General features: G+C 56.9%; 15 protein-coding genes. 9 read left to right on the top strand and 6 right to left on the bottom strand.

Annotated features, from left to right (window positions below; translation table 11 throughout):
• The first annotated feature begins 41 nt into the window (after positions 1 to 41).
• A complete protein-coding gene (locus tag GOW92_RS20065; RefSeq protein WP_170563952.1) occupies positions 42 to 383 on the top strand; it encodes a hypothetical protein in 342 nt (113 codons plus the stop codon).
• Positions 384 to 523: 140 nt separating this feature from the next.
• On the top strand, positions 524 to 895 hold the full coding sequence (locus tag GOW92_RS20060) for a VOC family protein (protein ID WP_170563949.1): 372 nt from the start codon (positions 524 to 526) through the stop codon (positions 893 to 895).
• Here GOW92_RS20060 and GOW92_RS20055 read toward each other — a convergent pair.
• Positions 892 to 1,485, bottom strand: coding sequence for an HD domain-containing protein (locus GOW92_RS20055; protein WP_170563946.1), 594 nt, complete (start codon positions 1,483 to 1,485; stop codon positions 892 to 894). The two genes, GOW92_RS20060 and GOW92_RS20055, sit on opposite strands and share 4 nt — an antisense overlap.
• A 204-nt stretch (positions 1,486 to 1,689) precedes the next feature.
• On the opposite strand from GOW92_RS20055, the gene GOW92_RS20050 reads away from it, so the two are divergent.
• From GOW92_RS20050 to GOW92_RS20040, 3 genes are all read left to right on the top strand, one after another.
• On the top strand, positions 1,690 to 2,004 hold the full coding sequence (locus GOW92_RS20050) for a hypothetical protein (protein WP_109313839.1): 315 nt from the start codon (positions 1,690 to 1,692) through the stop codon (positions 2,002 to 2,004).
• A 103-nt stretch (positions 2,005 to 2,107) separates the two neighbouring features.
• Complete coding sequence (gene ahcY / locus GOW92_RS20045; protein WP_170563943.1) at positions 2,108 to 3,496, top strand: adenosylhomocysteinase; 1,389 nt, start codon at positions 2,108 to 2,110, stop codon at positions 3,494 to 3,496.
• Positions 3,497 to 3,509: 13 nt separating this feature from the next.
• The gene (locus tag GOW92_RS20040; RefSeq protein WP_170563940.1) at positions 3,510 to 4,259 is read left to right on the top strand and encodes an extensin-like domain-containing protein; all 750 of its coding nucleotides are present in this window, start codon (positions 3,510 to 3,512) and stop codon (positions 4,257 to 4,259) included.
• A gap of 17 nt (positions 4,260 to 4,276) precedes the next feature.
• Here GOW92_RS20040 and GOW92_RS20035 read toward each other — a convergent pair whose 3' ends face one another.
• Positions 4,277 to 4,924, bottom strand: coding sequence for a DUF899 family protein (locus GOW92_RS20035; protein ID WP_170563937.1), 648 nt, complete (start codon positions 4,922 to 4,924; stop codon positions 4,277 to 4,279).
• Between the two features lie 200 nt (positions 4,925 to 5,124).
• Here GOW92_RS20035 and GOW92_RS20030 point away from each other — a divergent pair, with 200 nt between their 5' ends.
• Positions 5,125 to 5,466 carry a DUF2853 family protein gene (locus GOW92_RS20030; protein ID WP_170563934.1) on the top strand — a complete coding sequence of 114 codons (342 nt, stop codon included), beginning with the start codon at positions 5,125 to 5,127 and terminating at the stop codon, positions 5,464 to 5,466.
• Positions 5,467 to 5,670: 204 nt separating this feature from the next.
• On the opposite strand, the gene GOW92_RS20025 is transcribed toward GOW92_RS20030, so the two are convergent.
• Genes GOW92_RS20025 through tsaD form a run of 4 tightly spaced genes read right to left on the bottom strand, consistent with a single transcriptional unit; the run spans position 5,671 to position 8,420 of the window.
• Complete coding sequence (locus GOW92_RS20025; RefSeq protein ID WP_170563931.1) at positions 5,671 to 6,093, bottom strand: EVE domain-containing protein; 423 nt, start codon at positions 6,091 to 6,093, stop codon at positions 5,671 to 5,673.
• Positions 6,093 to 6,362, bottom strand: coding sequence for a YciI family protein (locus GOW92_RS20020; RefSeq protein WP_170563928.1), 270 nt, complete (start codon positions 6,360 to 6,362; stop codon positions 6,093 to 6,095). The genes GOW92_RS20025 and GOW92_RS20020 overlap by 1 nt, the downstream gene beginning before the upstream one ends.
• Before the next feature lies 1 nt (position 6,363).
• A complete protein-coding gene (locus tag GOW92_RS20015; protein WP_170563925.1) occupies positions 6,364 to 7,326 on the bottom strand; it encodes an NAD(P)H-dependent glycerol-3-phosphate dehydrogenase in 963 nt (320 codons plus the stop codon).
• Positions 7,323 to 8,420 carry a tRNA (adenosine(37)-N6)-threonylcarbamoyltransferase complex transferase subunit TsaD gene (tsaD, locus tag GOW92_RS20010; protein WP_170563922.1) on the bottom strand — a complete coding sequence of 366 codons (1,098 nt, stop codon included), beginning with the start codon at positions 8,418 to 8,420 and terminating at the stop codon, positions 7,323 to 7,325. The genes GOW92_RS20015 and tsaD overlap by 4 nt, the downstream gene beginning before the upstream one ends.
• Before the next feature lie 96 nt (positions 8,421 to 8,516).
• Between tsaD and GOW92_RS20005 the strand changes: the two genes are divergently transcribed.
• Genes GOW92_RS20005 through GOW92_RS19990 form a run of 3 tightly spaced genes read left to right on the top strand, consistent with a single transcriptional unit; the run spans position 8,517 to position 12,030 of the window.
• A complete protein-coding gene (locus GOW92_RS20005) occupies positions 8,517 to 9,230 on the top strand; it encodes a uroporphyrinogen-III synthase (RefSeq protein WP_170563920.1) in 714 nt (237 codons plus the stop codon).
• A 54-nt stretch (positions 9,231 to 9,284) separates the two neighbouring features.
• The gene (locus GOW92_RS19995) at positions 9,285 to 10,511 is read left to right on the top strand and encodes a COG4223 family protein (protein ID WP_254453101.1); all 1,227 of its coding nucleotides are present in this window, start codon (positions 9,285 to 9,287) and stop codon (positions 10,509 to 10,511) included.
• Positions 10,512 to 10,521: 10 nt separating this feature from the next.
• On the top strand, positions 10,522 to 12,030 hold the full coding sequence (locus tag GOW92_RS19990) for a heme biosynthesis protein HemY (RefSeq protein WP_170563915.1): 1,509 nt from the start codon (positions 10,522 to 10,524) through the stop codon (positions 12,028 to 12,030).
• Positions 12,031 to 12,034: the final 4 nt, after the last annotated feature.

The raw sequence follows: 12,034 nt of genomic DNA, 5'->3' as shown, positions 1-12,034 counted from the left end.
CAGCCCCTGAAACAGTTCCGCAACGCTTAGGGGCTGTTGTTATGGGTTCAATCTGGTCGATTTCATTGATTATTGTGGTGATGGTTGTTTCCGACTCTTGGAATGGTCATTGGACAGTTTCAGGAGTGTCAGCGAGTCTTTTGGGACTGGTAGTTTGTTCAGCTTTGACAGTGACCGGGGTGGTTCACAGCTTTGTCGCGGTGTTTCCTGGCTGCTTTGCGCAATGGCGTCCGCGGCCTTCTTCCGAGCCTTTTGATATTAGCGAGTTCAACGCCGAGAAACTCAAATTCCTATATCATCTTATCGGGGTTCTGACACTGCTGGTGCTGGTCGCTCTGGTAGTATACTTGGGCCTGTACCAGCTCTTCAAAGCTATCTCCTAGTAGAAACACATGAAAAGTGCCCCAAGTCCCAATGTTGAGCTGTCTGCACCAAGTTAAGTCACCGCTTCGTGATTTGCCAATCTGATCTCTGACTCAGACTGTTCGCCACGAAAAACCATTGCAAAACAGGAATATCCTAAATGATCGGCTATGTGACCATCGGTGTTTCGGATTTGGAACGCGCCAAGAGTTTTTACACGACACTGTTTGCGGACAAGGGCGCAAAAGTTGTGATCGACGCTGGTCGCATCGCTTTCATCGGAAATGACCCGTCGGCTCCGATGCTTGCCGTTTGCACACCCTATGATGGCGAAGCCTGCGCGACTGGCAACGGCGGAATGGTTGCTTTTGCAGCGAACTCCAAGGATGAGGCTAAGGCGCTTTACGAGAAGGCAATAAGCCTAGGAGCTACAGATGAAGGAGAACCCGGGCAGCGCGTCCCCGATCGGTTCTACGGTGCCTATGCTCGTGATCTGGACGGCAACAAACTGTGTTTTTACGTATTCGGCTAAAGCCGAGTCAGCAATACTCCATGCCGCTCCATATACGCCCGCCGCACTTCAATTGGCGGGCGTAACGTGATCGCCAACCCCTCCATCACTGCCTTGTCCGGGCGACCAAAGAACTTTGTCGCTTCGGCCTCGGAAAACCCTGCAATCTGCGTTGCCTCCATCCAAGCGCTGATTTTGTCGGCCTTCTTGATCTGTCGTTTCACCGATTTCGGCACCTCTGCGGGCAATCCGAACCGGATGTGAATCGCCGCTGATAGACGGTCATCCAGCGCACCGTAATCCGGGCCAACGGCGGATTTAACGGGTGAGATCATGTCTCCGATCACATATTCCGGCGCATCGTGTAACAGCGCGGCCAATCGCCACTTCACGGGTGCTTTGGGTGCAATCCGGCCGAAAAGCTCTTCAACCAGTAGGGAGTGCTCGGCCACGGAATAGGCATAATCGCCAGCGGTTTGCCCGTTCCAGCGCGCCACAAAGGCCAGACCGTGCGCGATATCTTCGATCTCGATATCCACCGGCGTCGGGTCCAGCAGGTCGAGCCTGCGACCGGACAACATTCGTTGCCATGCTCGTGCTTGTGTTGCCATTATGCCATGCCTTGTGAAGTAGGACACGTTGAGTTCGCGTTTTTATGTTATGATGTACCTGTCTGGATCACAGGCTGCCAACAAATTCTTGAGCTTTCGTGCTTTGAACCTGCACGATTTGATCCCGACATATGGACTGAGGGGGGCGTACTCCTTTCAGTTGTGCCCCTCTCGTACTGAAACGCGTATCGAAAGGAGCATGTTATGTTCAAACGCCTATTTGCTATAACCCTGACCTTCGGCATGGCAGCCACAGCGCCGCCCGCTTTCGCCAAAAGCTGTGCACAGCGCGAACACGTGGTTGCCAAACTGCAAAGCAGCTATTCAGAAGAGCTGGTCTTTGGCGGATTGCAGAAAACACGCGGCGCTAGTGCTGTTATGGAGGTTTGGACCTCGAAGGAAACCGGAAGTTATACAGTTCTGGTGACCCAGGCGAACGGCATTAGTTGTATTGTCGCCGTTGGCACAGATTTTTTTGAAGCGATACCAAAGATAGAGTTAAAGGGTGAACCAAGTTGATTTAAGCAGACGGTTCATCCCCTTTCCGGCCATCCACATTGCCACCTGCCCCAAGGAATGTTAGGGGCAGCCCGGACTGTGATTTACCGGAATGGAGCACCTGATGGCCGGGGACTATATCGTCAAAGACATCTCATTGGCCGGTTTTGGCCGCAAGGAACTGAATATCGCCGAAACCGAAATGCCGGGCCTTATGGCTTTGCGTGCGGAATACGGTGAAAGCAAGCCATTGAAGGGTGCGCGTATCGTCGGTTCGCTGCACATGACCATCCAGACCGCTGTTCTGATTGAAACGCTGGTCGCACTGGGTGCGGATGTGCGCTGGGCATCATGCAACATCTTCTCGACCCAGGACCATGCGGCGGCAGCAATTGCTGAGGCTGGTATCCCGGTCTTCGCAATCAAAGGTCAGACGCTGGAAGAGCACTGGGATTACCTGGACAAATCCTTCCTGTTCCCCGAAGGCCCGAACATGATCCTGGACGATGGCGGCGACGCGACGCTTTACATCTTGCTGGGTGCTCGTGCCGAAGCGGGAGAGGACATCATCGCTGTTCCGACCTCAGAGGAAGAAGAAGTCATCAAGGCGCAGATCGCCAAGCGTCTGGCGGCATCGCCGGGTTGGTTCACAAAGATGCGCGACCAGATTCAGGGTGTGTCCGAGGAAACCACCACCGGTGTGAACCGCCTGTATCAGTTGGTCAAAGACGGTCAACTGCCGTTCCCGGCGATCAACGTGAATGACTCGGTCACCAAGTCGAAGTTCGACAACAAATACGGCTGTAAGGAGTCGCTGGTCGACGGTATCCGTCGCGCCACCGACACCATGATGGCCGGTAAAGTTGCCGTCGTCTGCGGTTACGGTGATGTGGGCAAAGGCTCGGCCGCTTCGCTGCGCGGTGCCGGTGCGCGTGTGAAAGTGACCGAAGTTGACCCGATTTGCGCCCTGCAGGCTGCGATGGACGGCTTTGAAGTCACCCTGCTGGAAGACGAAGTTGCGTCGGCTGACATCTTCATCACCACAACTGGCAACAAGGACGTGATCCGCATCGAGCATATGCGCGAGATGAAGGACATGGCTATCGTTGGCAACATCGGCCACTTTGACAATGAAATTCAGGTGGCCAGCCTGAAGAACCATAGGTGGACCAACATCAAGGAACAGGTGGACATGATTGAAATGCCCTCGGGCAATCGTCTGATCCTGCTGTCCGAAGGCCGTCTGCTGAACCTCGGCAACGCCACAGGCCACCCGTCTTTCGTGATGTCGGCATCATTCACCAACCAGGTTTTGGCGCAGATCGAGCTGTTCACCAAAGGTGAAGAATACAACAACGACGTTTACATCCTGCCCAAGCACCTGGATGAAAAGGTCGCGCGTCTGCATCTGGACCGCATCGGTGTGAAGCTGACCCAGATGGACAATGAGCAGGCGGCCTATATCGGCGTGAAGCCCGAAGGCCCCTATAAGCCGGAACACTACCGCTATTGAGTGCTGAATACGCATGAGTAAACACTCCGGACGCCGCCGATTCCTGTTATCGGCGGCGTCTTTTGTTTTCAGTATCGCGGTAGCGGCCATCCTGTTTGGAGGGGGCGGGTGGTGGTTGTTGGCGCATCCGGAAACACCCGTGCCATCGTATTGGAACCCCCTGCGAGAGTTGAAAGTAAACGCGCCGGTCACGCCGGTCACACGGTTTCAACTCAATCGCGCGCTGGCGAACGAAGAACAGTGCCGCGCTGTTTTGGCCGAAGCTGGTGTGAATTTCGAAGCGATGGAAGATCTGGTTGTGGATGAGAATTGCGGAATAGCAGGACGTGGCCGGTTGTCTGCTCTGGTGACATCGAAAGTGAAAGCGGTTGAAACCAGTTGCACCACCACCTTGCGGCTGACCATGTGGGAATATCACGTGGTTCAGCCTGCAGCCCAAAATCTGCTGGGCACACAGGTAAGCCGGTTGCGGCATGTTGGAAGTTACAATTGCCGTCAGATGCGAACTGCGCAAGGGAAGTTCAGCGGGTGGAGCAGCCATGCAACGGCGGATTCCATCGATATTGTTGGAGTGCAACTGGCTGATGGGCGAAGCCTGAATCTGCTATCGGACTGGGGCACCGAAGGACCCGAGGCTGCATTTCTGCGCGAGATCTGGCACGGTGCCTGTGATTGGTTTCGTGTCGTATTGGGACCGGATTTCAATCGTTTGCACGCTGACCATTTCCATCTGCAAGGTCCGGGTTGGGGGTATTGCCGATAATTCAGCCCGGTGGCTGTTTAACGCAGTGACGGAAAGAAATCTCCGCGTCCCTGTGGCGTGAAATCCAGAATGTTCCACAGCGGCCATGCCGCATCTACGTGCCGCGGATGCCAGTCGCTGGGCTCAAAGAACAGCTCGGAACTCCAGAAATGGCTTATGCCGTCCTCATCGCGTTGAAAGATGTTTAAAATCGGCAGTTGGCTTCCATCCTCGGCCTCGGCCAGATAATCGCGTTGATAATCTGTGCCCAGCGCAGAATAGAGTGGCAGATCACGCCATTTCATATCCGCTTTTAGAGCCGCCAGCGTTTCACACGTGTTTTGAGCCACGACCGCAAAGGCGATTTTCTGGGAAATATGGGCGATCTGTCCATTTAAACCGTCGAGAAAGGCGGAGCACATCGGGCAAGGCGCTTGCGCATCCGGTCCGTACATAAGCGAGTAAATAGCCAGGGTGTCATGTGATCCAAAGAGGGACGACAGCGATGCCGGTGCACCCCGCTCTGATCGGAATGCATAGTCCTGCGGAAGTGCCCCGCCTTTGGGCAGATTCCGACGCAGCTGTGCAACATTTTCAACCTGAGCCCGCAGTTCGGTCTCGGCCGACAGCAGGGCGTTACGCGCGGTTCTGTATTGCGAACTTTCGTTGGGTAGCGACACGGGCATTGTGGCCTCCTTCAAGCGGAATGAACAATATATTTAACAATATTGTTAAATAAAAATGCAGTCAAAATCAAGCCTCAGGTCAGACGGGCAGGGTTTAGGGGGAATGCCGCTAATTTTTCCCTTTGTGCAATCTCGCTCGCCCGTTACCGTGTTTGCGGCGCTGGTATGGCCAAAAAACGAGTTTCAACCAGGAGATAACCATGGGAAAACGCGACGAGCTGATCGCAAAATACGCCGAGGACCTGAAGTCCAAATGCGGTATGGACGCAGATATGGATCTGCTGACCAAAGTCACAATCGGCTGTGGCCCTGCCATCTACGACGCCGACGCATCGACCGTCGCGGCAACTCAGGAAGGTGAGCTGGAAACAGTCAAGAACAACTTCCTCATCAAAAAGCTGGGTCTGGCGGACGGACCGGAACTGATGGAAGCGATCAACAAGGCCCTTGAGACCTATGGTATGTCCGAGCGCAACAAGTACCGCGCCGTCGTGTATTACATGCTGACCAAGCATTTCGGCAAAGAGGCCGTTTACGGCTGACCCATTAAACCACTAAGAAACGCCTGTCGGATTCCTGGCGGGCGTTTTCAATTTTAGGTACTTGCCGTTTGAACTGCACCGCAAGGATCGGTTAGTGTCAGAACGTGACCAGGACGGTCAGAGCCAAAATTTCCATACGCGTGTGGTGAGTAGGGAGCACGCGGGGTAGGGAAGGTTCTGCATTCGCCAGGGCCTTCCCATTATTCAATCCGCCTCAGTCTGACCCAGATTGCAGATCACCCGCCATTCCGTCTCGCTGACCGGCTGAACGGACAGGCGTGAGTTCTTGACTAGCACCATGTCATCAAGACGTTCGTCAGCCTTGATCTGATCCAGGGTCACCGGCGTCGTGAATGGGCGCACCGCTTTGATATCTACGCATTCCCAACGCTCATCATCTGTGGTGCTGTCTGGGTGAGCTTCGGCGCAGACCTCGACAATACCGACAATCGCCTTGTCCTTTTGCGAGTGGTAGAAGAATCCGCGATCGCCGACCGCCATCTGTCGCATGAAATTGCGCGCCTGATAGTTACGCACGCCGTCCCATTCTTCGCCCGCATCCCCTTTGGCAACCTGCTGGTCCCAGCTCCAGGTCGATGGTTCGGATTTGAACAGCCAGTAAGCCATCAGCCTATGACCTTTTTCCAGGCAATCAGGTCAACCGACTGGAATAGCCCGGCTTTGGCATAGGGGTCATTGTCCGCCCAGTTTTGCGCTGCGGCCATATCCTCGACCTCAAGAATGATCAGCGACCCGATCATTGCATCCCCATCCAGCAACGGACCGGCCTGCGAAACGACTCCGGTTTCCTCGATATAGGCCAGGTGGGCCGCGCGGTTGTCCAGCCGGGTTTGCAGCGCACCGTCTTTGTCACGGGCGATAAGGGCGATCAGCATTCTATTCCTCCTTCAAGGGTCGGTTGAGCAGTGTTTGAATGGCTTCGGTCACACTGTAGGCGCCACTGCTCAGGTCTGCCACCGTTGTGCTGATAGGCATGTCCAAACCTTCGGCGGAGGCAATTCCTGTCATGGCACGCGCAGTTGCGACGCCTTCGACAGTGGTGTGGGAATCAAATTGGACATTATGGCCCAATGACAGGCCAAAGCGATAGTTTCGCGATAGTTCCGAAGAACAAGTCAGGACAAGATCGCCCAAGCCGGATAACCCCATTAGTGTATCGGGCCGCGCCCCGCGCATCAGCGCAAAGCGCTGCATCTCGGCAAACCCACGGGTCATCAGGGCGGCGCGGGCGCTGTCACCCAAACCCGCCCCGATCGCAGCACCGCATCCTATGGCCATTACATTCTTCAACGCGCCGCCCAATTCGGCTCCGATCACATCGCTCGTGCGGTAAAGGCGCAGGTTCGCAGTTGTCAGTTCTTCCTGTAACTTCCGGCCAAGTGCCTCATCGGGGCAGGCTAAGGTCAGCGCGGTTGGCAGCCCACGCGCGATGTCGTCGGCAAAGCTGGGCCCGGTCAGCAAGGCAGGTCGCGCATTCGGGATCGTTTGTTGAATGACTGAAATAGGGCCAAGACCAGATGAAAGCTCAATGCCCTTGCAACATGCAACCAAGGTCTTTTCGGCCAGAGCCGAGGAATGTTCCTGCAGGACATCGCGCAATTTCTGCATGGGTACAGCCATCAGCAAGGCATCGGCCTCGACCGCCTGATTGATGTTCGAAGTTACCGCGACTTCATCTGGTAAACTCACGCCAGGCAAGCGCTGGGCATTCTCGTGACTGTCCTGCATTTGTCGGGCCTGATCTGGATCTCGAGACCACAACGTAACCGGTCCATTCCCTGACAGTGAAATGGCCAGGCTTGTCCCAAAGGCCCCAGATCCAAGAACGGAAACACTCATGCCTTGGCCCCTTTCTTGCCGCCGCCAAGCATCGCAGGACTGGTCTTGTCCAAGGGCCAGCGAGGGCGCGCCGTCAGGTCCAGCCCGTCACGCGCGCCGGCGCGAAATCGTTCCATTCCTGCATAGGCAATCATGGCGGCATTGTCGGTGCACAGGTTGAGCGGCGGTGCGGTAAACCGCGCGCCCTTCTCGGCACAAACCGTCTCTAACGCGGACCGAATGGCGGAATTGGCGGCAACTCCACCAGCGACGGCAATGACCGGATCTGCCGGGTTTTCCTCAAGATAGCGGTCAATAGCGCGTCGGGTCTTTTCGGCCAGCGTGTCGACAATTGCCTGCTGAAACCCGGCGCATAGATCGGCACGGTCCTGACGGGTCAGCCCGCATTTTTCGGCAACGATCTGATCCCGCATCCGCATCAGCGCGGTTTTTAGGCCTGAAAAGGACAGATCACATCCCGGTCGATCCAGCAGAGGTCGGGGAAAGCGATACCGTTTGGGATCACCCGCCTTGGCCTCAGCCTCAACCGAAGGGCCACCAGGTTGAGGCAAGCCCAGCAGGCGCGCGGTCTTGTCGAACGCCTCGCCGGGCGCGTCATCGATGGTTCCGCCCAACCGGGTAAATTCTTCCGGACCGTGCGCGATAAGGTATTGGCAATGCCCACCGGAAACCAAAAGCATCAAGTAGGGAAACGCGATGTCATCCGTTAACCGGGGCGTCAGAGCATGACCGGCCAAGTGGTTCACACCGATCAGGGGCAGGCCGGTCGCGGCACTCAGCCCCTTTGCGCACATGACTCCGGACATGACCCCGCCGATCAGGCCTGGGCCTGCGGTGACGGCAATCGCATCCATATCGGCCAGCGTCAGGCCAGCGGCCTTTAACGCCTGCACAACACATGTATCCAGCTTTTCGGCATGGGCCCGCGCAGCGATTTCCGGCACGACCCCACCGTATGCGCTGTGTAGCTCCGTCTGGCCGTGAACAATGGATGACAACACTTGGGCACCCGCACCATCGGATTGGCGCACAACGGCGGCGGCCGTGTCATCACAGCTGCTTTCCAATCCAAGAACGGTAAGTGTTTGCACCATAGGTCTGATCCGTTGCATCATGACTGCCAAGCGGGGTATCACCCTGCGCGGACGCAAACAATCCCAAGGCCGAAGGCCCCGCTATTGTATTTGTTGATGACCCGCCCTCGCGCCGCCTCTGAAAGGTTTGTCGCGCAGCTGCCGACCCGCGTCAGGTCACGGGTAGACGTCATCTATTCTCCAATCCTTGAAATCCGACCCCTGAGGGTTGCAGTGGAAACGGACGGTATTCGTGGGTTGGTTTTTACCTCTGCCAACTCAGTCAATGCCGCTGCGTCGCTTGGCGTCAAACCTGATTTGCCTGCCTATTGCGTTGGTCCCGCGACCACCGGAACCGCCAAACGGGTCGGGTGGGACGCGAAAATGGTAGGTAACACCGCCGAAGAGCTGGTGGCCCACCTGCTGAAACACCGACCCGAAAGCCCGTTGCTGCATCTGCGGGGCGAACACAGCCGGGGCAATATTGCCGGACGACTGACCGAATCGGGCCTGACAGTTCACGAACAGGTCGTCTATCAGCAGCGATTGTTACCGCTGACATCCGAAGCAGCGGCCGCGGCTGCTGGTTACAGGCCCGTGATTGCACCGCTGTTTTCGCCCAGAACGGCGCGACAATTTGCCGAAATCTGGACCGGCTCGGCACCCTTGTGGCTGGGCGCCATCAGTGCAGCGACCGCCGAGCCCCTTTATTCCTTGGACTATGAGCGCCTGAAGATCGCCAAAGAGCCAACACCAAAGAAAATGCGGAAAGCCGTGAAAAAGCTAGTGAAACACGCGATGCGGGTTGAGCGTGGAGAGACCACTGATTAACTTAGAGTGGCCTGTTATTCATATTAAATCGGATTCGATAAGGGGAACATCGCGGTGGCTCGTAAGAAAAAAACCGATCAAAAGCCGGTGGAAGACCCCAAATCGGACGACGCGGTTGAGTTCACTTCGCAGCATGACGAGATGCCTGTTGACGCGGACAAACCGGTAGAAGAGGTCCTTTCCGAAGCCGAAGCCGAAGCCGAAGCCGAAGCCGAAGCCGAAGCCGAAGCCGAAGCCGAAGCCGAAGCCGCCATGGAACCGGCCAAGGTTGAAGACGCGACACCGCCGCAAGACATGCACCCTGAAAAATCGCAGCAGGAAGAACGCCGCGGCGGATTTGTCCCCGCTTTGCTGGGTGGTGTAATCGCGGCGGGGATCGGGTTTGCAGCAGGCAGCGCGGGCTTGTTTGAATCTGGTGACGCGGACGCGCTTGCGACGCTTGAAGCAAAGCTGAACGATCAATCCAGCCAGATTGAGGCGCTGACGAAATCCCTGTCGGACACCTCTGATATCGACAGCAAGATTGCGGCGCTGACCGATCAGGTCACCCCACTTGGCGCGGAACTGAACACATTGAAATCCAGTGTCGACGGGCTGACGGGCAAAATTGACCCGATGGCCAGCCGACTGAGTAAAATCGAAAGCGAGGCGCTGACTCAAGGTGCGTCACCTGCAGCTTCTGCCGCCTTTGAGGCCGAGTTGAAAAAACTACAGGATTCACTGGCGGCGCAGCGGGCCGAGGTGGAAAAGATGGTTTCGGACGCGCAAGCGCTCGAGGCGAAAGCGTCGGCCGAGGCTCTGGCCGCGACCAACGCTGCGGTCCTGTCGCGCCTGCATGGTCAACTGGACGCTGGCCAGCCCTATTCGGACCTAGTTGCGGAACTGAAAGCTGGTGGCGTCGATGTGCCAGAAGCGCTCTCCGGCCCTGCGGATAAGGGCGTTGCAACCGTTTCGGCGCTGCGGGCATCGTTCTCACCTGCGGCGCGAACCGCGTTGGCGGAAGCGCGCGATGCGGATAAGACCACCGGCTTGGTAGCGTTCCTGCAGCGGCAGACCGGGGCACGTTCAGTTACCCCACAAGAAGGCGATGGCCCGGATGCGATCCTGTCGCGCGCCGAAGCGGCCCTGTCCAGCGGCGACGTCGCAACGGCCCTAACCGAACTTAAGTCCCTGCCCGAAGCGGCGCAGGCAGCGATGGCTGATTGGGAGCAGGCCGCTCAGACGCGGGTTTCCGCGGTGGATGCCGCCAATGCGATTCAGCCTAGCGTGAACTCGAACTGAAGGACCTGCCATGCTGTGGTCACTGTTTAAGATTTTAGTTTTCGTTGCGATTATCGGTCTTCTGGCCGTGGGTGCAGGTTTGCTTATGGAGACCAGCGGTGGTGTGCAGATCACGGCTGGCGGAACGGAATACACGCTGGGGCCCTTGCAATCGGTCATCGCGCTGGGCGTTCTGGTGTTTGCGATCTGGTTGTTCTTCAAGCTGCTAACGCTTCTGATTGCGACACTTCATTTCCTGAACGGGGACGAGACCGCTTTGTCGCGCTATTTCGACCGCAGCCGCGAAAAGCGCGGCTATCAGGCACTGGCCGATGGTCTGATGGCGCTGGCCTCGGGCGAAGGGCGCGTGGCGTTGAATAAGGCGACCAAGGCGGAACGGTTGCTGAATAAACCCGAGTTGACAAACCTGCTGGTGGCCCAGGCTGCCGAGATGAACGGCGATACCAAAAAGGCGGCGGATACCTACAAAAAACTGGTGACAAACAACGCGACCCGCTTTGTCGGGGTGCGTGGCATCATGAAACAGAAGCTGGCCGAAGGCGATGATGATACAGCGCGCAAGCTGGCCGAAAAGGCGTTGGCTATGAAACCGCGCCACCTGGAAACACAGGATATTTTGCTAGGCCTTCAAACCAAGGCGCATGATTGGGCAGGCGCGCGGTCGACACTTACCGCCAAGCTAAAATCAGGTCACCTGCCGCGCGACGTGTTCAAGCGCCGCGACGCTGTGCTGGCCCTGTCCGAGGCCAAAGGGATTCTGGACGAAGATGCTACGGTCGCACAGCAGGAACGCGCGATTGAGGCCAACCGCCTGTCTCCTGATCTGGTTCCTGCGGCGGCAATGGCAGCGCGCGCTTACATCGAAAAAGGCAAACCGCGCAATGCGACGAAGATCCTGAAAAAAGCTTGGGAGGTGCAACCGCACCCCGATCTGGCCCATGTTTTTGCCGAGATTGCGCCGGATGAAACGCCACATGAACGTATCAAACGCTTTACGGCGCTGACCCGCATTCACCCCGAAAACATGGAAACCCGTCTTATTCTGGCGGAGTTGAACATTGTTGCCGAAGACTTCCCCGAGGCGCGCCGGGCGCTGGGCGATGTGGTCGAAAAACAAGCCGATGCGCGCGGTTACACTTTGATGGCCGCCATTGAACGGGGCGAGGGGTCTTCAGACACGGTCGTGCAGGGTTGGCTGGCCAAGGCGTTGAACGCTCCGCGTGGGCCGCAATGGGTCTGCGATAATTGTCATGACATCCAGCCCGAGTGGGCACCGGTCTGTCAGAATTGCGGCAGCTTTGACACGCTCAGCTGGCAGACACCGCAGACGCCGGAAATCGCAAGCGCGACGGGTGTTCACATGCTGCCTTTGATCGTTGGCGCGCTGGAAGACAACAGCGAAGCGGAAGCTGAGGTCGAAGTGGATGAGGTTGAGGAAACCGTTGAACCCGAGGTTATCGAATTGGATGCGGAACCTGTTCGGCCTGACGTAGAACCCCCAGTCGAAAAACAGGCCTGAGGCC

The organism is Ruegeria atlantica (assembly GCF_013032505.1).
Classification (GTDB): domain Bacteria; phylum Pseudomonadota; class Alphaproteobacteria; order Rhodobacterales; family Rhodobacteraceae; genus Ruegeria; species Ruegeria atlantica_F.
This window is presented reverse-complemented; position numbering and strand designations above follow the sequence as displayed.

What these genes read in the sequence shown, in the direction of transcription:
- GOW92_RS20065 (WP_170563952.1), top strand. Translation starts at nt 42, where the DNA reads ATGGGTTCAATCTGGTCGATTTCATTGATTATTGTGGTGATGGTTGTT.
- GOW92_RS20060 (WP_170563949.1), top strand. Translation starts at nt 524, where the DNA reads ATGATCGGCTATGTGACCATCGGTGTTTCGGATTTGGAACGCGCCAAG.
- GOW92_RS20055 (WP_170563946.1), bottom strand. Translation starts at nt 1,485, where the DNA reads ATGGCAACACAAGCACGAGCATGGCAACGAATGTTGTCCGGTCGCAGG.
- GOW92_RS20050 (WP_109313839.1), top strand. Translation starts at nt 1,690, where the DNA reads ATGTTCAAACGCCTATTTGCTATAACCCTGACCTTCGGCATGGCAGCC.
- ahcY (WP_170563943.1), top strand. Translation starts at nt 2,108, where the DNA reads ATGGCCGGGGACTATATCGTCAAAGACATCTCATTGGCCGGTTTTGGC.
- GOW92_RS20040 (WP_170563940.1), top strand. Translation starts at nt 3,510, where the DNA reads ATGAGTAAACACTCCGGACGCCGCCGATTCCTGTTATCGGCGGCGTCT.
- GOW92_RS20035 (WP_170563937.1), bottom strand. Translation starts at nt 4,924, where the DNA reads ATGCCCGTGTCGCTACCCAACGAAAGTTCGCAATACAGAACCGCGCGT.
- GOW92_RS20030 (WP_170563934.1), top strand. Translation starts at nt 5,125, where the DNA reads ATGGGAAAACGCGACGAGCTGATCGCAAAATACGCCGAGGACCTGAAG.
- GOW92_RS20025 (WP_170563931.1), bottom strand. Translation starts at nt 6,093, where the DNA reads ATGGCTTACTGGCTGTTCAAATCCGAACCATCGACCTGGAGCTGGGAC.
- GOW92_RS20020 (WP_170563928.1), bottom strand. Translation starts at nt 6,362, where the DNA reads ATGCTGATCGCCCTTATCGCCCGTGACAAAGACGGTGCGCTGCAAACC.
- GOW92_RS20015 (WP_170563925.1), bottom strand. Translation starts at nt 7,326, where the DNA reads ATGAGTGTTTCCGTTCTTGGATCTGGGGCCTTTGGGACAAGCCTGGCC.
- tsaD (WP_170563922.1), bottom strand. Translation starts at nt 8,420, where the DNA reads ATGGTGCAAACACTTACCGTTCTTGGATTGGAAAGCAGCTGTGATGAC.
- GOW92_RS20005 (WP_170563920.1), top strand. Translation starts at nt 8,517, where the DNA reads ATGACCCGCCCTCGCGCCGCCTCTGAAAGGTTTGTCGCGCAGCTGCCG.
- GOW92_RS19990 (WP_170563915.1), top strand. Translation starts at nt 10,522, where the DNA reads ATGCTGTGGTCACTGTTTAAGATTTTAGTTTTCGTTGCGATTATCGGT.